Raw genomic sequence first — 18,359 nt, 5'->3', positions numbered from 1 at the left:
AACCCGGCAGGACGCCGGGTTAGCCGCCCCGCGCCATGGATGGCGCGTGGCGGCGGCCCACGGATTCAAGCCGGAGTGCGGGCATGCCGAGCCACAGCGAGGCACCGAGTGGAGGGGCAAGAGCGTTTTGCTTACTTTTGCGCTCTATCAAAAGTGAGCCGCCGTAAGGGCGAAACCCTAACAAGCCATCACCCAAATAACGGATACGCCCTCCAATCAAAAGCCGCCCACAAAAAAGCCCCGAACCAGTCGGGGCTTTTCAGCGCGATCAACCTACAGGACTTACTTACCCTGCCAGCGTTTCAGCACCAAGGTAGCGTTAGTGCCACCAAAGCCGAAGCTGTTGCTCATCACAGTATTGATTTTCGCATTCTCAACCGTCTTGGTCAGAATCGGCATGTCAGCAACGACCGGGTCAATCTCGTCAATGTTGGCCGAACCCGCCATGAAGTTGCCTTCCATCATCAGCAAGCAGTAGATCGCTTCGTGAACGCCAGCGGCGCCCAGGGAGTGACCCGACAGACTCTTGGTGGAGCTGATGGCCGGGGCCTTGTCGCCGAATACCGCACGCACGCCTTCCATTTCCTTGGCGTCGCCGACCGGAGTCGAGGTGCCGTGGGTGTTCAGGTAGTCGATTGGGGTATCCACAGTGGACATGGCCATCTGCATGCAACGGATAGCGCCTTCACCGCTTGGCGCAACCATGTCGTAGCCGTCGGAGGTCGCGCCGTAGCCGACGATTTCCGCGTAGATCTTCGCGCCACGGGCCAGAGCATGTTCCAGCTCCTCGACCACGACCATGCCGCCACCGCCGGCGATGACGAAACCGTCACGCTTGGCGTCGTAGGCACGGGAGGCCTTTTCCGGGGTTTCGTTGTACTGGGTGGAAAGGGCGCCCATGGCGTCGAACAGGAACGATTGGCTCCAGTGTTCTTCTTCACCGCCGCCGGCGAACACGATGTCTTGCTTGCCCAGCTGGATCTGCTCAACCGCAGTACCGATGCAGTGAGCACTGGTGGCGCACGCGGAGGAGATCGAGTAGTTCACACCCTTGATCGCGAACGGCGTGGCCAGGCAGGCCGAAACGGTGCTGCCCATGGTCCGCGTGACACGGTATGGACCTACGCGCTTCACGCCTTTCTCGCGCAGGATGTCCAGCGCTTCCATCTGGTTCAGGGTCGATGCGCCGCCCGAGCCGGCGATCAGGCCGGTGCGTACGTTGGAAACCTGGTCTGGGCTCAGGCCGGAGTCGGCGATGGCGTCTTTCATGGCCAGGTAGGCGTAAGCGGCAGCGTGGCCGACGAAGCGGTAGATCTTGCGATCAATCAGTTCTTCGAGGGGCAGGTCGATGGAGCCGGAAACCTGGCTACGCAGACCCATTTCGGCATATTCCGGGTTGAATCGGATGCCAGGGCGACTTGCACGCAGGTTAGCGGTGACGGTCTCTTTGTCATTGCCCAGGCAAGAAACGATGCCCAGACCAGTGATAACGACGCGGCGCATGCGGATAACCCTTAAAAGTTGTCAGTGGAAGTGAATACGCCGACCCGAAGGCCTTCGGCAGTATAGATCTCGCGCCCGTCGACAGTGACCGAACCGTCGGCGATGGCCAGGTTCAGCTTGCCCTTGAGGACGCGCTTGATTTGAATGTTGTAGGTGACTTTCTTGGCGGTCGGCAGGACCTGGCCAAAGAACTTCACTTCGCCCGAACCCAGGGCGCGACCGCGGCCCGGCAGGCCTTGCCAGCCGAGGTAGAAGCCAACCAGTTGCCACATGGCGTCGAGGCCCAGGCAGCCCGGCATGACAGGGTCACCTTCGAAATGGCAGGCGAAGAACCACAGGTCCGGGGTGATATCCAGCTCGGCGACCAATTCACCTTTGCCGTACTTGCCACCCTCTTCGCTGATATGGGTGATGCGATCCACCATCAGCATGTTCGGGGCGGGCAGTTGCGCGTTACCTGGGCCGAACAGCTCACCGCGACTGCAGCGCAGCAGGTCTTCCCGAGTAAAGGCGTTTTGTTTGGTCATGCGAGCTCCTCAATAATCCCATGCGGCAGGGTAGGGCAAATCTTCCCGAACCGACTGAAGCGTTACGCCTCATATCGGCAGCCTACACATAGACTATTGCGTTGTAGTGAAAGTCACAGCGTCAAGGCACTGAATGTACACTTGTTCACTGAAATTTTAAACCGGGCCTGTTTATCGGCCCGTTCGGGTGCCTAAGACTGCCGCACTTTCGTCTTTCACGCCAGTCGCAGTTGGTTGATGGCGCGGCGCTATTGCACCCAGCGCTGCAGGATTTGCTGCAGATCCGTGCGTTTGAACGGCTTGGCCAGGTAATCGTTCATTCCGGCGGCAAGGCACGCTTCGCGATCGCCCTGCAAGGCGTTGGCGGTCAACGCGATGATTGGCAGATCGGCGCAACCGGGCAGTTGGCGAATCTGCCGAGTGGCTTCGTAGCCGTCGATCAATGGCAGGCGGCAGTCCATCAGGATCGCGGTAAAAATCAGGCTCTCGGCGCTGCGGATCGCCTCGGCACCGTCGGTGGCCAGGCTCACTTCAAAGCCCAGGCTGCGCAGCATCGCTTCGACCACGGTGCGGTTGACCGGGTTGTCCTCCACCAGCAACACGTGGCGGCCATTGCCTGCACCGGTTTTGCCTTCGGTGTCGAGGGCCAGGGCTGGCAGGGTTTGCTGGTCGATGGCCAACGGAATTTCCAGGGTAAACACCGAGCCGCGGCCTTCTTCGCTCTGGGCGCGCAAAGTGCCGCCCATGCGTTCAGCCAACGTTCGGGCGATGGGCAAGCCCAGGCCGGTGCCGCCGTAACGTCTTGAAATGGAACTGTCGGCCTGCTGGAACGCATCGAACATCAGTTCCAGGCGTTCGGCGGAAATGCCGATGCCACTGTCGCGCACGGTGCAGGTGAACCACACCAGTTCATGGTCGAGGGTCTGCCAATGGGGCTCGACAGTGACGGTGCCGTGCTCGGTGAATTTGAGCGCGTTGCCGATCAGGTTCACCAGGATCTGCCGGATACGCGTCGGGTCGCCCTGCACGCGCAGCGAATCCATGCCCGCCGGAATCGGCAACTCCAGCGCCAGCCCGCGCTGTTGGGCACTGTGCTGGAAGGCCTGGGCGCAACTGCTGATCAGGTCGGCGAGGTTGAACGAAATATGTTCCAGTTCCAGCGCGGCGCGTTCGATGCGCGAAAAATCGAGGATATCGTTGATCACCTTGAGCAGGTGCTCGGTGGATTCGGAGGCCAGCGCCGCATACTCGGTCTGCTCCTCGGTCATCTCGGTGGTTTCCAGCAACTGCAACATGCCCAGCACGCCGTTCATGGGCGTGCGCAGTTCGTGACTCATCATCGCCAGGAAGTCCGACTTGGCGTTATTCGCCCGTTCGGCTTCTTCGCGGGTCTGGATCAACTGGGCCATGGCCTGATGCTGTTCGCGGCTGGCCTGGTTGAGGCCTTCGGCGAGGTTGTTGATGTGCCGCGACAGGTCACCCAGCTCGGAGTCATCGACAATCGGCAGCGGCGTCTTGTAGTCGCCTTGCTGGATGGCTTTCACCGCGTGGCCCATGGCGCTGATCGGCTGTGACAGGCTGGCGGCCAGGCGCCGTGCGAGCAGGAAGGTAAACAGCAGGGCGAACAGCGCGAGGATGCCGGCCTTGAACAGAATCTCTTGCTGACGCTGGCTGAACGCATCGTTGGACATACCGACGATCACCCGCCCCAGGTAATCCGCGCGTGGGGCCTTGGGCTCGTTGAGGTTGTCCTGGAAAAAATCATTGCCCAACTGGATATGCTGCAGGCGGATCGGGGCCTGGAAGACTTTCACCGACAGTGAGCGGTCGTGTTTTTCCGACGGTTGTTCGACATACACCAGGATGTTTTCGGCGCTGTCCTGAATCTCCAAAAAGCGCACGTGGGGCGTGGCCAAAGTCGCGCGCAGCAGGCTGTCGAGCACGTCGTTATTGCCGGAAATCACCCCATACTCGGTCGCAGGCGCGAGCTGGTTGGCAATCAACTGGCCGGTGTGGTCGAGTTCCTGGCGCAGGTCCTGGATACGCACGAAGGTAAAGAAGCTGATCAGCAGCAAGGTCAGCAACAGCGCCGGGCCCAGGGTGATGAGCTGGGTGCGGGTGTTGATGTCCCAACGACGACGCAAGGTCATGGGTGTTTTTCTCCTTCGGCCAGTCGGGCGGCGACGGCGACTTCATCAACCTGTTCGATGCCCAGTGAGCGCGCGACTTGCGGGTTGCCCACGACTTTGAAGTGTTCCGGGTACAAGGTGCGTGGCCACATGGCTGGCGGATGGTCCAGCAGGCGGTCGAGTACATCCAGCCAGTCGGTCTGGTCGCTGTAGGTGCTGGCCAGGCTGCCGGCCTTGACGAACCCGGCGTTGGGGCCCACCAGTGGCAGTTGCTGGGCGTAGCTGCTGAGCAACAGGTTCTTCACGGTTTTCGGGTTATACAACTGCGGGTCATCGAGGCCGAGCAGCACGTCACTGTTCTTGAACAGGTTCTGCAGCGGGCGGCTGTCATTGATGTTGTCCCAGCGCTGCGGCACGATTTCCAGGCCCAAGGGCGCGGCGTACTGTGTCAGCTCGCGGAGCAAAAATTCACTGTCGCTGCCGTAAAGCACGCCGATGCGCCGGGCTTGGGGCAGGATGCTGGCGATCAGGTTCAACTGGCGCGCCAGCGGCGGGTCGCTCCACAGCAGGCTGATTTTGGCCGGGTGCGCATTGCCCAGGCGCTGGCGGGCTTGCAGGCGGCTGATGCGCAGCACCAGGGTCGGCGGGCCCTGGGCATCCTGCAGGCGCCAGTCGAGGCCGGGCAGGTCGAGCAACACCAGGCGGGTGTTGGCCGGCAACTGGCTAGGCGCGGGCAGGTCTTTGAGCGGGGTGAACGTGACGTGGTCTTCGGGGCGTTGCTGGGCCAGGGCCCGGGTAAAGGCTTGTACGCCGGCACCGTCCTCGGCGGCGGTCAACAGGATGTCGGCGCTCCACGCAGGCGCCGTCAGCAGCAAACACACCAGCAGCAGGCCGCGCCGCCAGAGGCGTGAAAGGAGAGGGACGGTCATCCGTGACTGATCGCCCATGTCAGAATTCCAGCTCCGCGCTGAAGTAGAGGACGTGGCGACTGTCGTAATTGTTGTCGGCCCAGGTGGTGGGCTGGTTATCGAGGCGTTGTTGCAACATGCCGGCCAGCTCCACGTTGGCGTTGCCCAGGGCAATGCGCTTGGCCACCCGCAGGTCGACCCGTTCGAAGCGATATTGATTGAGCGCGTCATCGCCGTAGTAGAACAGCGCGCTGGACCAACCATGGCCCCACTCACGCAACCAGCCGGCCGAGCCGCTGTTGCGCGCGGTTTGCGCCTTGTCCAGCGGGTTGCTGGCGCTGGCGTCGACGTAAGCATAGGTCAGCCGCAGGCGGTCGGCGTTGCTCATGCGCCAGTCGAACTGCGACTCGGCGCCGGTAAACCGGGCACTGTTGGCGTTGCTCGCGATGTATTGGTTATTGCGCAGCGGCGAGCTGATCATGTCGGTGATTTCGTCGTAGAACAGTTTCACGTCGACATTCAGCCCGAGGTCGGCAAAGAAACCGTTGTAGCCCAGCTCCCGCGAGCGCATCAACTCTTTGTCGAGGTTGCCGGGGCCGCGCGTCACCACAAAATATTGCCCCGAGTTTTGCCCGTACGCCGGGGAGCTGAGGTTGGTGACGCGATAACTCCAGTTGACGTTGTTTTCGAACATGTCCGGCGAGCGAATCGCTTCGGAGTACACCGCCCGCAAGCCATGGCGCGGGTTGATCAGGTAATTGACCGCCACCCGTGGCGTCAGCGAGTTGCCGCTCAGGTGGGTGTCTTCGTACATCGCGCCGCCTTGCAGCAGCCAGTGTTCGCTGGCGCGCCATTCCAGATGGCCGAACAGGCGCCAGGTGGTGTCGTCGAGCGTGCCATTGAAGTAGGTGTCGGAGTCGGCGCGGTCGTAGCGATAATTCATGCCGCTGACCAGGCGCAGGCTGTCGGACAGGCTGAGGGTGTCTTGAATCTCCAGGTCGTAGCGGCTCTCGCGGGTGCTCTGGTCAATGTCACCGCACACGCTTTGGTTGGCGCCGTTGCGCCACTGGTCCAGCACCTGGTTGCCCAGCGCTTGCTCGGCGGCGCTGCCGGGCGGGGCGGTGCCCTGGCTGAAGGTGTCCATGTGCCGGGCGAGCAGTTCGGCGTAATTGGGGTTGATCTGCCACAGCTGGGTCAGTTCGGGGCTGAATGACACCTTCGCGTCACACGCCTTCCAGACCTGCTGACGGTCCCATTGCTGGGCCGAACCCTGGATGTACAGGCTGTGTTCGGGGTTGAATTCGAAATTCCAGCGCAAGGAGCCGGCATAGTCCTTGGCGGTGACGTCGGAATTGGTCCCGCCTTCGGTAATCCCGGCGAACACCGGCGCGTAGGTATAAGGACGCTGGTTGGTCCCCTCTTTGGCGTCCAGTTGCCAGTCGATGCTCTGCTGCGCGTTCAGGGTCTGGCTGACGGCCAGGCTGAAACGGCTGAGGCGGCGGCTGTCACGGCGGTCGGCGCCGGCGGCGTCGCTGTCAAAGCCATCGTCCTGTTGCCCGGACAATGACAGGCGCAAGTCGCCGGTTTCCCAGCCCACGCCTTGGCTGGCGTAGAAGTCGTTGATACCGCGCGCGCCACGGATGACCTTGACCCGCGAGCCCTGGCTGTTGGCGGGCGAGCGCGTGAGGATATTGACCACCGCCATCAACGCATTGGCGCCATAGCTGACGGTGTTGGGCCCGCGGAATACCTCGATGCGCTCGATATCTTCCATGGCCACCGGAATGTCGCTCCAGTCCACGGTCGCGAGGCCCGCGCGGTACACCGAGCGCCCATCGATCAACACCTGCATGCGCCGCGCATCGCTGGCACTGGTGCCGTGATAGTTCACCGCCGCCTGGTTGCCGGTGGTGTAGCCGACCATCATTCCCGGCACCAGCCGCAGCAGTTCGGCGATGTCCCGCGCGCCGCTGGCCTTGATCAGCTCGCTGTCGATCACTGTCATGCTGCCGGGCACGGCGGCGGCCGATTGCTTGAGGCGCGTGGCGGTCAGTACCTGCGGCAGCGGCTGGCTGTCGAGGAACAGATCGTCGGCCAGCGCAGGGCTGCCGCACAGCGGCATGCCCAACAGCATCAACAACAGGGATGAACGGGGAGGAGGGCCCAAATACACGGCACGGCCTTGATAATTGCGGATAGCCGCCCATGTTAACTGAGGCGCGGCCATTTGCCAGTCGCCGCATTGGCAATTACTTCACACAGGCCGGGCATTTTCCGATAGGCGTTTGAATTGTCACAGGGGCTGGCCGCAAGCGGGTCGCCCCGTATAATGCCGCCATCGCCACTGGTATGGATTAACGGATTGCATATGACTGAACAGCGCCCTATTGCGGTCCTGGGAGGCGGAAGTTTTGGGACCGCCGTGGCTAACCTGCTGGCTGAAAACGGCCACGCGGTGCGCCAGTGGATGCGTGATCCCGAACAGGCCGAGGCCATTCGCGTCCACCGCGAAAACCCGCGATACCTTAAAGGCATCAAGATTCATCCAGCGGTCGAGCCGGTTACCGATTTGCTGGAAACCCTTAATGCCTGCGACTTGTGCTTCGTCGCGCTGCCCTCCAGCGCCTTGCGCTCGGTGCTGGCGCCGCACGCCGAGCGTCTGGCGGGTAAAATGCTGGTCAGCCTGACCAAAGGCATCGAGGCGCAGACCTTCAAGCTGATGAGCGAAATCCTTGAAGAGATCGCCCCTCAGGCGCGCATTGGCGTGCTGTCCGGGCCGAACCTGGCACGCGAAGTCGCCGAGCACGCGCTGACCGCCACCGTGGTCGCCAGTGAAGACGAAGCACTCTGCGAGCGCGTCCAGGCGGTGCTGCATGGGCGTACCTTCCGCGTATATGCCAGCAGCGACCGCTTCGGCGTCGAGCTGGGCGGCGCGCTGAAAAACGTCTACGCGATCATCGCCGGCATGGCCGTGGCCCTGGGCATGGGCGAAAACACCAAGAGCATGCTGATTACCCGGGCCTTGGCCGAGATGACCCGTTTTGCGGTGAATCAAGGCGCCAACCCGATGACCTTCCTCGGGCTGGCGGGTGTGGGCGATTTGATCGTCACCTGCTCGTCGCCGAAAAGCCGCAACTACCAGGTCGGTTTCGCCCTGGGCCAGGGCCTGAGCCTGGAAGACGCGGTGACGCGGTTGGGTGAAGTGGCCGAAGGCGTCAATACCCTCAAGGTGCTGAAGGCCAAGGCCCAGGAAGTCGGTGTGTACATGCCGCTGGTCGCCGGGCTGCACGCGATCCTGTTTGAAGGGCGCACCTTGAACCAGGTGATCGAGCTGCTGATGCGTGCCGAGCCGAAAACCGATGTCGACTTTATTTCCACCAGTGGTTTCAACTGAGGAACGCGTCATGAACGATCCCAAAGCAGCCCCCAAATACGAGTCCATCCTCCTGCGCATTCTGTGGATGCTGGTGTTTGCCCTGGTGTGGCAAGTGGCGCAATTCCTGCTCGGCGCACTGGTGGTGGTGCAGTTGGTTTATCGCTTGATCTACGGCGCCCCGAACCTGGGCCTGATGAACTTCGGCGACAGCCTCAGCCAGTTTCTCGCGCAGATCGGGCGTTTCGGCAGCTTCCACACCGACCAAAAACCCTGGCCGTTCGCCGATTGGCCCACCCCGCGCGCACCCGAGGGCGAAGCCGCCCACAGCGTGCCGCCGGCGCCACACCCGGTGCGTGATGAAGAGCCAAAACTGTGAAGCTGTGGATTTTGCGGCACGGTGAGGCCGAAGGGCATGCGCGTACCGACGCCGAGCGCAACCTCACCGAGCATGGCCGTGGCGAAGTATTGCGCAGTGCTGCGCACCTGATTGGCCAGCCGATCAGCGCGATCATTGCCAGCCCGTATGCGCGCGCGCAGCAGACTGCACAGCTTGTGCGTGACGCGCTGGGCTTCGTGCCGGATATCCGCACGGTGCCGTGGCTGACGCCCGAGGGCAATCCGCTGCAGGTGCTGGAAAGGCTCGACACCGATGACAGCGTGCTGTTGGTCAGCCACCAGCCTCTGGTGGGCAGCCTGATCAGTTTTCTGCAGCACGGTCACCTGCGTCAGCCAGAGCCGATGCACACCGCGAGCCTGGCGGAGCTGGAAGGTGATTTCCCGTTGGCGGGGCTGATGAGCCTGGTCAGCGTGAAGAATCCGTAGGAACGATCGCCGCTTTTTGTGTGCTATATAGTCAACCAAGCAAGTGCTTGGTTGGCTATCATCGGAACACAAAGGAGCGCGTCCCATGCCTGTCGCTTTTCGTTTGCCGTTGCAGGTCTTCTTCGAACGTGAAGCGCGGCACCCGCGCAAACCCTTTCTGGTACAACCCATCGGCGGTGGCGAGGTGCAAACCCTCACCTGGGGCGAGGTCGGCCATCAGGCCCGCTGCGCCGCGCATTGGCTGCGCGCCAGGGAGTTGCCCCAGGGCTCGCACATTGCCCTGATCTCGAAAAACTGCGCGCACTGGATCATCGCCGACCTGGCGATCTGGATGGCCGGGCATGTCTCGGTGCCGCTGTACCCCAACCTCACCGCCGACTCCGTCGCCCATGTGCTGACGCACTCCGAGGCCGCGCTGGTGTTGATCGGCAAGCTGGATGACTGGCCTGCCATGGCGCCCGGTATTCCGGCGGGCCTGCCGACCATCAGCCTGCCGCTGTGCCCGGCGGGCAATTTCGATTTCAGCTGGGCTGACCTGCAAGCCTGCTCGCCGATTCAGGACAACCCGGCCCCTGAAACCTCGAACCTGGCCACCATTGTCTACACCTCGGGCACCACCGGTTTGCCTAAAGGCGTGATGCAAACCTTCGGCGCCCTGGGTTTTGCTGCCACGCGCGGCACCGAGTTGTTTGGGCTGGGGGAGGGTGACCGGCTGCTGTCCTACTTGCCGCTGTGCCATGTGGCGGAGCGCATGTTTGTGGAGTTGGCCTCGATCTACACCGGGCAAACCGTATTTTTTGCTGAAAGCCTCGACACTTTTCTGCTCGATTTGCGCCGGGCGCGCCCCACCGCCTTGTTCGGCGTGCCGCGCATCTGGACCAAATTCCAGATGGGCGTGTACGCCAAGATCCCCGAAAAGCGTCTGGGCCGCCTGTTGCGCCTGCCTTTTATCGGCAAGCGCATCGGCCATAAAGTGCTCGCGGGGCTGGGCCTGGACGCGCTGCGCATTGCGCTTTCTGGCGCAGCGCCGGTGCCCGAGGCGTTGTTGCGCTGGTACCAGCGCCTGGGGCTGGACGTGCTGGAGGTGTATGGCATGACTGAAAGTTGCGGCTATTCCCATGTGTGCCGCCCCGGTCAGCAAACGCTCGGCTGGATCGGCCTGCCCTGCCCGGGCGTTGAAGTGCGCATCGATTCGTCGGGCGAGGTGCAGGTGCGCAGCGGCGCGACGATGCTCGGCTACTTCAAGGACCCGCAAAAAACCGCCGAGACCCTGACCGAGGATGGTTTCCTGCGCACCGGCGACAAGGGCGAGCAGGACGCCGACGGCCGCCTGCGCCTGACCGGGCGCCTCAAGGAAATCTTCAAGACCAGCAAAGGCAAGTACGTGGCGCCGGCACCGATTGAGAATCGCCTGGCCGAACATGCACGCATCGAGCAGGTGTGCGTGGTCGGCGACGGCCTTGTCGCGCCTATAGGCCTGTGTGTGCTGTCGGCGGGCGGTCAGGACCGGCAGGCGCTGCGCAGCAGCCTGGAGCGCTGGCTTGAACAGGTGAACCAGGCGCTGGATAAACATGAGCGCTTACGCCAGCTGGTGGTGGTGAAAGACAGTTGGGCGGTGGAAAACGGTTTTTTGACCCCGACCTTGAAGATCAAGCGCAGCGTGATTGAGTCGACCTACGGCGCACAGTTTCAAACCTGGAGCGAGCGCAGCGAATCAATTCTGTGGCAGGATTAGGCCCGTAATAAAACCAATAAGGACACTTGCATGAGCCTGTGGCGCACCCAACCGAATATTGACCAACTCAACGCTATCCAGAAAAACACCATCGGTGAACGGCTGGACATCCGCTTTGAAAGCTTCGATGACGAATCCCTGACCGCCAGCATGGTGGTCGACCACCGCACCCATCAGCCCTACGGCTTGCTGCATGGTGGCGCCTCGGTGGTGCTGGCCGAAAGCGTCGGCTCCATGGCCGCCTATTTGTGTATCGATGCCAGCAAGTTCTATTGCGTCGGCCTTGAGGTCAACGCCAACCACCTGCGCGGTGTGCGCAGCGGGCGGGTGACGGCAGTGGCGCGTGCGATTCATGTGGGCCGCACCACCCAGGTCTGGGATATCCGCCTGACCAGCGACGACGGCAAGGCCAGCTGCGTTTCGCGCCTGACCATGGCCGTGGTGCCTCTGGGCGAACAACCGCCAGCGCGATAGGCGTGGCGTGAGTGTCATCATTCCTGGCAGTTACAGTCATTGCTGTGCTGCCTGAGGCTGGTGACAATCACTTTCTGTTTTTTGTAGATGGGTTCGGTATGTCGCAGCACGTGTTTTTTGCCCACGCCAATGGCTTCCCTTCGGCCACCTACGGCAAGCTGTTTGCCGCGTTGGCCCCGGAGTACGCGGTGGCTCACTTGCCGCAGCACGGTCACGACCCCAGGTTTCCGGTGGACGACAACTGGCAGAACCTGGTGGACGAATTGATCCACCATCTGGAGCAACAACCGGAACCTGTGTGGGGCGTGGGCCATTCCCTGGGTGGCGTGTTGCATTTGCACGCGGCCATGCGTTGCCCGCAGTTGTACCGTGGCGTGGTGATGCTGGACTCGCCGGTGCTGACCCGCGCCGACCGCTGGGTCATCCGCGCAGCCAAGCGCTTCGGCTTTATCGACCGCCTGACCCCGGCCGGCCGCACGCTGGGCCGGCGTGAAGAATTTACCGACCTGGCCAGCGCGCGCAGTTACTTCGCCGGCAAGACCCTGTTTCGCGGGTTCGACCCCGAATGTTTTGATGCTTATCTGCAACACGGCCTGCACCAGGTCGGCGATCGCCTGCGGCTGCGCTTTGACCCGGCCACCGAAATCAGCATCTACCGGGGCGTGCCTCACACCAGCCCGGGCCAGGTGCGTCAGTTGAAGGTGCCGCTGGCGGTGGTGCGCGGTCGCCAGAGCCGGGTGGTGATGCGTCATCACGCCAACGGCGTTGACCGCCTGCCCATGGGCGAAATGCTCACCATGCCCGGCGGCCATATGTTCCCCCTTGAACGCCCTCAGGACACCGCGACCTTGATCAAGAACCTGTTTGCTCGCTGGCAAGCCCGCGAGCGTAGCTGCGCATGAATACGGCGGTCGAAGAAGTCCGCCTGAGCCTGCCGCACATCGAGCTGGCGGCGCACCTGTTTGGACCCGAGGACGGTGTGCCAGTGATCGCCCTGCATGGCTGGCTCGACAATGCCAACAGCTTCGCGCGGCTGGCGCCGAAACTGCAGGGTTTGCGCATTGTTGCCCTGGACATGGCGGGGCATGGGCACTCCGCGCATCGTCCTGCGGGGGCCGGCTATGCCTTGTGGGATTACGTCCACGATGTGCTGCAAGTCGCTGAACAACTAGGATGGAAACGTTTTGCATTACTTGGCCATTCCCTCGGTGCCATTGTTTCTTTGGTGTTGGCGGGCGCCTTGCCGGAGCGGGTCACGCACCTGGGATTGATCGACGGTGTGATCCCGCCGACCGCCAGCGGCGAGAACGCCGCCGAGCGCCTGGGCATGGCGTTGCAGGCGCAATTGAGCCTGCAAGACAAACGCAAACCGGTCTACAGCACCCTCGACCGCGCGGTGGAAGCACGAATGAAAGGCGTGGTGGCCGTGAGCCGTGAAGCCGCCGAACTCCTGGCCCAGCGCGGTTTGATGCCGGTGCCGGGTGGTTACACCTGGCGCACAGACAGCCGCCTGACCCTGGCCTCGCCGATGCGCCTGACCGATGAGCAAGCGATGGCTTTCGTGCGGCGTGTGGCTTGCCCTACGCAGTTGGTGGTCGCCGCCGACGGTATGCTGGCGAAACATCCGGAATTGCTTTCTCAGCTACCCTTCACGGTGACCACGCTGCCAGGCGGCCATCATTTACACCTTAATGATGAGCCCGGTGCAGCTCTTGTTGCAGACTGTTTCAATCGGTTCTTCTCCACGCCTTGACTTGGCGGGGTCAACTGCCGAGGCTGGGCGGATTGAAAGGGAGTCAACCATGTACGATCTCAACACTGCTGCGACCTCCGATGGCCAGGGCTCAATCATCCGATGAGCCTGCGTAAAGGATGTATCCGTGCCCTCGGGCTGTGCTGTTTTTTCAGCCCCTTGGCGTTCGCCGCCGACGTGCCGGGAAGCCAGGACTTGCCCGCCGTGGCCCGCCAGGTCGACGCGCAAATCGTCGATTACCGCCCCGCTGAAGAGAAAGAACGCATCTACCCCATGGGTGCGATTCGCAAGATCAGCGGCCAACTGCGCTACGAAGGCCAAGCCACCGCGCGCGGCCAAGCCACTGCAATTACCTACGAACTGCCCGCCGAGCACACTTCCAGCGCCGCCTTTACCGCCACGCGCGAAGCGTTGCAGGCCAAGGGCGCGCAGCTGTTGTTCTGGTGTCAGGCGCGCGATTGCGGCGAAAGCAGCCTGTGGGCCAATGAAGTGTTCGGCAATGCCAAGCTGGTCGGCGCCGACGGTCAACAGGAATACCTGCTGCTACGTCTGGCAGCCCCGCAGGACAATTCCCTGGTGGCGCTCTACGGCATCACCCGAGGCAATCGCCGCGCCTATTTGCATGTGGAACAACTCGACGCCGGTGCGCCCTTGGGTGACCTGCTGCCGACATCGGCCACCCTGCTGCGTGAGTTGAAAAGCACCGGCGAGCTGGATTTCCCAGCGCTTGGCGCCGAACCTGACGCCACCTGGCTGACCTTGCTGTCCCGTGGGCTGAACCTCGACGCCACGTTGCGCGTGAGCCTGACCGGCCCCACCGCCGAAGCCTGGCGCCAGGGCCTGATCGACAGCGGCGTACGGGCAGCCCGGCTGGAAACCGGCACCGATCCCGCCAAAGGCCTGCACCTGCATCTGATACGCTAGGCGTTACCCAGGCGAACGGACCCGTGCCGTTCGCCTAAGCTCTCTTCCTACCGACTTCTTTTCGAGATCCCCGATGCTCAATAACGATCGCCTGCTGGTGCAAATCCTGCTGCTGGTGCTGTTTGGTGCCAGTTTCTGGGTGATGGCGCCGTTCTGGTCGGCGCTGTTCTGGGGCGCGGTGCTGGCGTTTGCCAGTTGGCCGCTGATGCGTTTGCTGACGCGCTGGCTGGGTGGCCGTGAATCCCTGGCGGCGGGCATCCTGACCTTGGGCTGGATGTTGCTGGTGGCAGTGCCGCTGGTGTGGCTGGGTTTCAACCTGGCCGATCATGTGCGTGATGCCGTGGGCTTGATCAAGGATATTCAGGTCGATGGCCTGCCCGCTGCGCCGACCTGGCTGGGCTCGATTCCGTTTGTCGGCGAGCGGCTGGTGGCGACGTGGGACAGCATCGATCAGCAGGGCGCGGCGCTGATGGTCAGCATCAAGCCGTACCTGGGGCAAGTGGGTAATTGGCTGCTGGCGCGCAGTGCGCAAATTGGCGGCGGTATCCTCGAACTGACCCTGAGCCTGGTGTTCGTGTTTTTCTTTTACCGCGACGGGCCACGCCTGGCGACCTTTGTGCACCGCTTGCTGGAACGCCTGATCGGCGAGCGCGCCGGGTATTACATCGAGCTGGTGGCGGGTACTGTGCAGCGCGTGGTCAATGGCGTGATCGGCACTGCCGCCGCCCAGGCCGTGCTGGCGCTGATCGGCTTCCTGATTGCCGGTGTGCCGGGCGCGCTGGTGTTGGGCATCGTCACCTTCCTGCTCAGCCTGATCCCGATGGGGCCGCCGCTGGTGTGGATTCCGGCCACGGCCTGGCTGGCCTGGAAAGGCGATTACACCTATGCGGTGTTCCTCGGTGTATGGGGCACGTTCATCATCAGCGGCGTCGACAACGTGCTCAAGCCGTACCTGATCAGCCGTGGCGGCAACCTGCCGTTGGTGATTGTGCTGTTGGGCGTGTTCGGTGGCTTGATCGCCTTCGGGTTTATCGGCCTGTTTATCGGCCCGACCTTGCTGGCGGTGGCCTACAGCCTGTTGACCGATTGGAGCGCTACCCAGGCGCAAGTGCGCCGGGAAGACAAACCGCTTTAAGCCCTCGGCAACCAGATCACGGCGGTCAAGCCGCCGCCTGGGGTTTCCTCCAGGCTGAGGTGGCCGCCGAGGCGTTCGACCGCTTCCTTGGAAATCGTCATGCCCAGGCCGACGCCGCCGGAGTTGCGGTTGCGCGAACCTTCCAGGCGAAAGAACGGCTCGAACACTGCCTCGCGTTTATCCGCCGCGATCCCGGGCCCATGGTCAATCACGCGGATCACCAGTGCGCCACGGCTGTCCGCCAATTCCACACGCGCGGTGCCGGCATAACGCAGGGCATTGTCGATCAGGTTGTTGAGGCACGAGCGCAGCGCCATCGGCTGCACCTGCAACGGCGCGCAGGTTCCGCAGAATTGCACGTCGGAGCCCTGGTCCTGGGCGTTTTCGCTGAGGGACTCGACCAGCGCCTGTACATCAAGCCAATGCCGCGTCTCGCTGGTGCGCTGTTCGTGCAAATAGCTGAGGGTGGCGTCGAGCATGCCGATCATGTCGTCCAGGTCCTGACGCATCTGGCCTTGCAGCTTGGTGTCTTCGATCTGTTCGAGGCGCAACTTGAGGCGCGACAGCGGCGTGCGCAGGTCGTGGGAGACGGCACCGAGCATGCGGGCGCGCTGGCTGACCTGTTCGCGGATACGCTTTTGCATCAGGTTGAAGGTCGACGCCGCCTGACGCGCTTCCCGTGGCCCGGACTCGTTGAGCGGCGGGGCGTCGAGGTCGACGCTCAAGCGTTCAGCCGCCGCACTCAGGCGCTGGATCGGTCGGCTCAGCAGCTTGGCGCCGTACCAGGCGGCGATGATCAGCGAGATAAATTGGAACGTCAGGGGCACCACCGGGCCGCCGAACCAAGGGCGGCGATGTTCCTTGCGCAACGGCGTGAGCGTACCGTCGGGTTGCTCGACGAAAGTTTCGTGGGGCGGTGGTGGCGGCGGGCCGTAATGGTGAAACCAGAAGATCGCCAACACGTGGGCCAAGACAATGGCCACCAGCAATACGCCGAACAGCCTGCCGAACAGCGTATTGAAGGCGTTGCGCATCAGCCGATATCCCGGGCGTCGAACAGGTAGCCTTCGCCACGCACGGTTTTGATCAATTGCGGCGCCTTGGGGTCATCGCCGAGCTTCTGGCGCAGGCGCGAGACGAGCAAGTCGATGCTGCGATCAAACGCTTCGATGGAGCGGCCACGGGCGGCATCCAGCAGTTGTTCACGGCTCAGTACACGGCGCGGGCGTTCGATGAACACCCACAACAGGCGAAACTCGGCGTTCGACAGCGGCACTACCAGGCCATCATCGGCCACCAACTGGCGCAGCACGCTGTTGAGGCGCCAGTTGTCGAACCGGATGTTGGCGCGCTGTTCGGTGCGGTCATCGCGCACGCGGCGCAGGATCGTCTGAATACGCGCCACCAGCTCGCGGGGTTCGAACGGCTTGGACATATAGTCATCAGCGCCCAGTTCCAGGCCGATGATGCGGTCGGTGGGTTCGCAGCGGGCGGTGAGCATCAGAATCGGGATGTCCGATTCGGCGCGCAACCAGCGGCACAGCGACAAGCCGTCTTCGCCCGGCAGCATCAGGTCGAGCACCACCACGTCGAAGGTTTCCGCTTGCATGGCCTGGCGCATGGCGGTGCCGTCGGTGACGCCGATGGCGAGAATATTGAAGCGTGCGAGGTAATCGATCAGCAGCTCGCGGATCGGTACGTCGTCGTCGACGATCAGTGCGCGGGTGTTCCAGCGCTTTTCATCGGCGATCACCGCGCCTTTTTGCTCGTCGTTCACAGAGACTGAAGAAGTATGCATAGTGCGATCATCTGCCTGGTTGTTGCTGTCAGCATAGGCGCCCAGCTCCATGGCTGGAAGTGCTGGACGGTCGGTCGTGCGGGCGAGGCTAGCCGTGAGGCGTGTTGGGCGCATGTCGTGAATGTATCATTATGGATACAATTGGACGAAATAGCCGCCGCAGGGCGGTCTGTCAGTATTTACCGATCATCGGATCCCGCAACGGCGCCGCTTGCGCTACAATCCGCGCCGATTTCGACTTGCCTGAGAGCCCATTCCAATGTCCGTCTGCCAGACTCCTATCATCGTCGCCCTGGATTACCCCACTCGTGACGCCGCACTGAAGCTGGCTGACCAGTTGGACCCGAAGCTTTGCCGGGTCAAGGTCGGCAAGGAACTGTTCACCAGTTGCGCGGCTGAAATTGTCGGCACCTTGCGTGACAAAGGTTTTGAAGTATTCCTCGACCTGAAATTCCACGACATTCCCAACACCACGGCGATGGCGGTCAAGGCTGCTGCTGAAATGGGCGTGTGGATGGTCAATGTGCATTGCTCCGGCGGTTTGCGCATGATGACTGCTTGCCGTGAAGTGCTGGAACAGCGCAGCGGGCCTAAACCGTTGTTGATTGGTGTGACGGTGTTGACCAGCATGGAGCGCGAAGACCTGGCGGGTATTGGCCTGGATATCGAGCCTCAGGAGCAGGTGCTGCGTTTGGCGGCACTTGCACAGAAGGCTGGTCTGGATGGCCTGGTGTGCTCGGCGCTGGAAGCTCAGGCGTTGAAGACTGCGCATCCGGCGTTGCAACTGGTGACCCCGGGGATTCGTCCGGCGGGCAGTGCTCAGGATGATCAGCGTCGTATTTTGACGCCGCGCCAGGCGTTGGATGCGGGGTCTGACTATCTGGTGATTGGTCGTCCGATCAGCCAGGCGGCGGATCCGGCCAAGGCGTTGGCGGCAGTGGTTGCCGAGATCGCCTGATAGCTGTGGGGGCTGGCGGCTTTTGGGCTGATCAAGATCTTGCGGGTACGCCGCGATTCAACTGTGGGAGCGGGCTCGCTCGCGAAGGCGTCAGTGCTGCCGGGTACATATCCGTTATTTGGGTGATGGCTTCTATTGGTTTCGCTCTTACAGCGACTCACTTTTGATAGAGCCGGAATGCCGGCCCAGTCAAAAGTAAGCAAAACGCTCTTGCCCCTCCACTCGGCACCTCGCTTAGGCTCGGTGTGCCCGCACTCCGGCTTGAATCCGTGGGCCGCCGTGACGGGCCATCCATGGCCCAACACGGCTAACCCGGC

General features: G+C 62.5%; 17 protein-coding genes. 10 read left to right on the top strand and 7 right to left on the bottom strand.

The window, feature by feature from the left end; translation table 11 throughout:
• Positions 1-282: 282 nt before the first annotated feature.
• From fabB to WBB95_RS05905, 5 genes are all read right to left on the bottom strand, one after another.
• Positions 283-1,503 (bottom strand): beta-ketoacyl-ACP synthase I, encoded by a 1,221-nt coding sequence (fabB, locus tag WBB95_RS05925; protein ID WP_424486710.1) that lies wholly within the window; start codon positions 1,501-1,503, stop codon positions 283-285.
• 11 nt (positions 1,504-1,514) lie between these two features.
• Positions 1,515-2,030 (bottom strand): 3-hydroxyacyl-[acyl-carrier-protein] dehydratase FabA, encoded by a 516-nt coding sequence (fabA, locus tag WBB95_RS05920; protein WP_003210552.1) that lies wholly within the window; start codon positions 2,028-2,030, stop codon positions 1,515-1,517.
• Between the two features lie 248 nt (positions 2,031-2,278).
• On the bottom strand, positions 2,279-4,180 hold the full coding sequence (locus WBB95_RS05915; RefSeq protein WP_424486709.1) for an ATP-binding protein: 1,902 nt from the start codon (positions 4,178-4,180) through the stop codon (positions 2,279-2,281).
• A complete protein-coding gene (locus WBB95_RS05910; protein WP_424486708.1) occupies positions 4,177-5,106 on the bottom strand; it encodes an ABC transporter substrate-binding protein in 930 nt (309 codons plus the stop codon). The genes WBB95_RS05915 and WBB95_RS05910 overlap by 4 nt, the downstream gene beginning before the upstream one ends.
• Before the next feature lies 1 nt (position 5,107).
• Positions 5,108-7,240 carry a TonB-dependent receptor plug domain-containing protein gene (locus tag WBB95_RS05905; protein ID WP_424486707.1) on the bottom strand — a complete coding sequence of 711 codons (2,133 nt, stop codon included), beginning with the start codon at positions 7,238-7,240 and terminating at the stop codon, positions 5,108-5,110.
• A 195-nt stretch (positions 7,241-7,435) separates the two neighbouring features.
• Between WBB95_RS05905 and WBB95_RS05900 the strand changes: the two genes are divergently transcribed.
• From WBB95_RS05900 to WBB95_RS05860, 9 genes are all read left to right on the top strand, one after another.
• Positions 7,436-8,461 carry an NAD(P)H-dependent glycerol-3-phosphate dehydrogenase gene (locus WBB95_RS05900; RefSeq protein ID WP_424486706.1) on the top strand — a complete coding sequence of 342 codons (1,026 nt, stop codon included), beginning with the start codon at positions 7,436-7,438 and terminating at the stop codon, positions 8,459-8,461.
• 10 nt (positions 8,462-8,471) lie between these two features.
• Complete coding sequence (locus WBB95_RS05895) at positions 8,472-8,819, top strand: DUF4389 domain-containing protein (RefSeq protein WP_424486705.1); 348 nt, start codon at positions 8,472-8,474, stop codon at positions 8,817-8,819.
• Positions 8,816-9,265, top strand: a complete 450-nt coding sequence (gene sixA / locus WBB95_RS05890) for a phosphohistidine phosphatase SixA (RefSeq protein WP_424486704.1) — start codon at positions 8,816-8,818, stop codon at positions 9,263-9,265. The genes WBB95_RS05895 and sixA overlap by 4 nt, the downstream gene beginning before the upstream one ends.
• An 85-nt stretch (positions 9,266-9,350) precedes the next feature.
• Entirely contained in the window at positions 9,351-11,000 is a 1,650-nt protein-coding gene (locus tag WBB95_RS05885) for an AMP-binding protein (protein ID WP_424486703.1), read from the top strand.
• 30 nt (positions 11,001-11,030) lie between these two features.
• Complete coding sequence (locus tag WBB95_RS05880) at positions 11,031-11,474, top strand: hotdog fold thioesterase (protein ID WP_424486702.1); 444 nt, start codon at positions 11,031-11,033, stop codon at positions 11,472-11,474.
• A gap of 98 nt (positions 11,475-11,572) precedes the next feature.
• Positions 11,573-12,376 (top strand): alpha/beta fold hydrolase, encoded by an 804-nt coding sequence (locus WBB95_RS05875; protein ID WP_424486701.1) that lies wholly within the window; start codon positions 11,573-11,575, stop codon positions 12,374-12,376.
• Complete coding sequence (locus tag WBB95_RS05870; RefSeq protein ID WP_424486700.1) at positions 12,373-13,227, top strand: alpha/beta hydrolase; 855 nt, start codon at positions 12,373-12,375, stop codon at positions 13,225-13,227. The genes WBB95_RS05875 and WBB95_RS05870 overlap by 4 nt, the downstream gene beginning before the upstream one ends.
• A gap of 102 nt (positions 13,228-13,329) precedes the next feature.
• On the top strand, positions 13,330-14,151 hold the full coding sequence (locus WBB95_RS05865) for a DUF4892 domain-containing protein (protein WP_424486699.1): 822 nt from the start codon (positions 13,330-13,332) through the stop codon (positions 14,149-14,151).
• Positions 14,152-14,224: 73 nt separating this feature from the next.
• On the top strand, positions 14,225-15,286 hold the full coding sequence (locus tag WBB95_RS05860) for an AI-2E family transporter (RefSeq protein ID WP_424486698.1): 1,062 nt from the start codon (positions 14,225-14,227) through the stop codon (positions 15,284-15,286).
• On the opposite strand, the gene WBB95_RS05855 is transcribed toward WBB95_RS05860, so the two are convergent.
• Both WBB95_RS05855 and WBB95_RS05850 read right to left on the bottom strand, forming a co-directional pair.
• The gene (locus WBB95_RS05855; RefSeq protein WP_424486697.1) at positions 15,283-16,320 is read right to left on the bottom strand and encodes a sensor histidine kinase; all 1,038 of its coding nucleotides are present in this window, start codon (positions 16,318-16,320) and stop codon (positions 15,283-15,285) included. The two genes, WBB95_RS05860 and WBB95_RS05855, sit on opposite strands and share 4 nt — an antisense overlap.
• Positions 16,320-17,084: a response regulator gene (locus WBB95_RS05850; protein ID WP_424486696.1), complete on the bottom strand. Its 765-nt coding sequence runs from the start codon at positions 17,082-17,084 to the stop codon at positions 16,320-16,322. Before WBB95_RS05850 ends, WBB95_RS05855 begins: the two co-directional genes overlap by 1 nt.
• Positions 17,085-17,343: 259 nt before the next feature.
• Between WBB95_RS05850 and pyrF the strand changes: the two genes are divergently transcribed.
• Positions 17,344-18,042: an orotidine-5'-phosphate decarboxylase gene (pyrF, locus tag WBB95_RS05845; protein ID WP_424486695.1), complete on the top strand. Its 699-nt coding sequence runs from the start codon at positions 17,344-17,346 to the stop codon at positions 18,040-18,042.
• Positions 18,043-18,359: the final 317 nt, after the last annotated feature.

It is taken from the genome of Pseudomonas sp., from assembly GCF_049645325.1.
In the GTDB taxonomy this organism is placed as follows: Bacteria; Pseudomonadota; Gammaproteobacteria; order Pseudomonadales; family Pseudomonadaceae; genus Aquipseudomonas.
This window is presented reverse-complemented; position numbering and strand designations above follow the sequence as displayed.

Coding starts and splice junctions, on each gene's coding strand:
- pyrF (WP_424486695.1), top strand. CDS start 17,344: ATGTCCGTCTGCCAGACTCCTATCATCGTCGCCCTGGATTACCCCACT.
- WBB95_RS05875 (WP_424486701.1), top strand. CDS start 11,573: ATGTCGCAGCACGTGTTTTTTGCCCACGCCAATGGCTTCCCTTCGGCC.
- WBB95_RS05900 (WP_424486706.1), top strand. CDS start 7,436: ATGACTGAACAGCGCCCTATTGCGGTCCTGGGAGGCGGAAGTTTTGGG.
- WBB95_RS05865 (WP_424486699.1), top strand. CDS start 13,330: ATGAGCCTGCGTAAAGGATGTATCCGTGCCCTCGGGCTGTGCTGTTTT.
- fabA (WP_003210552.1), bottom strand. CDS start 2,030: ATGACCAAACAAAACGCCTTTACTCGGGAAGACCTGCTGCGCTGCAGT.
- WBB95_RS05850 (WP_424486696.1), bottom strand. CDS start 17,084: ATGCATACTTCTTCAGTCTCTGTGAACGACGAGCAAAAAGGCGCGGTG.
- WBB95_RS05855 (WP_424486697.1), bottom strand. CDS start 16,320: ATGCGCAACGCCTTCAATACGCTGTTCGGCAGGCTGTTCGGCGTATTG.
- fabB (WP_424486710.1), bottom strand. CDS start 1,503: ATGCGCCGCGTCGTTATCACTGGTCTGGGCATCGTTTCTTGCCTGGGC.
- WBB95_RS05860 (WP_424486698.1), top strand. CDS start 14,225: ATGCTCAATAACGATCGCCTGCTGGTGCAAATCCTGCTGCTGGTGCTG.
- WBB95_RS05870 (WP_424486700.1), top strand. CDS start 12,373: ATGAATACGGCGGTCGAAGAAGTCCGCCTGAGCCTGCCGCACATCGAG.
- WBB95_RS05895 (WP_424486705.1), top strand. CDS start 8,472: ATGAACGATCCCAAAGCAGCCCCCAAATACGAGTCCATCCTCCTGCGC.
- WBB95_RS05915 (WP_424486709.1), bottom strand. CDS start 4,180: ATGACCTTGCGTCGTCGTTGGGACATCAACACCCGCACCCAGCTCATC.
- WBB95_RS05910 (WP_424486708.1), bottom strand. CDS start 5,106: ATGGGCGATCAGTCACGGATGACCGTCCCTCTCCTTTCACGCCTCTGG.
- WBB95_RS05880 (WP_424486702.1), top strand. CDS start 11,031: ATGAGCCTGTGGCGCACCCAACCGAATATTGACCAACTCAACGCTATC.
- WBB95_RS05885 (WP_424486703.1), top strand. CDS start 9,351: ATGCCTGTCGCTTTTCGTTTGCCGTTGCAGGTCTTCTTCGAACGTGAA.